A 435-nucleotide genomic window follows, 5' to 3' on the forward strand; every position below is an offset into this window, starting at 1 on the left:
GTGTTCTCCGGCCCGTTTCGTGCGCTGGCAACAAACGCCGCAGGGGCTGGAATCCCGCCTGAACGAAGTGCTGATCGACCGTTATCAGGACGGCGAAAACGCAGGTTATCCGACGCTATGTAAAGGGCGTTATCTGGTGGCCGGCGAGCGCTATCACGCGCTGGAAGAAACAACCAGTCTCGATACCCTGGAACTGCTGCCGGAGTTAATGGCGGCGAATATTGCTTCGGTGAAAATTGAAGGCCGCCAGCGTAGCCCGGCGTATGTCAGCCAGGTGGCGAAAGTCTGGCGTCAGGCTATCGACCGTTGTAAGGCCGATCCGCAAAACTTTGTACCGCAAAGCGCGTGGATGGAGACGCTCGGGTCGATGTCCGAAGGCACGCAAACCACTCTTGGCGCATATCACCGTAAATGGCAGTGAGAAAAGCAATGAAA

At 56.8% G+C, this 435-nt stretch carries 1 protein-coding gene; it reads left to right on the forward strand.

Annotated features, from left to right (window positions below):
• The coding region (locus K0039_RS25530; RefSeq protein ID WP_228106925.1) for a U32 family peptidase at nucleotides 1-421 on the forward strand (421 nt) is incomplete at its 5' end.
• Between the last annotated feature and the right edge of the window lie 14 nt (nucleotides 422-435).

This window comes from Terrisporobacter mayombei, from assembly GCF_020748465.1.
Classification (GTDB): Bacteria; Bacillota; Clostridia; order Peptostreptococcales; family Peptostreptococcaceae; genus Terrisporobacter; species Terrisporobacter mayombei.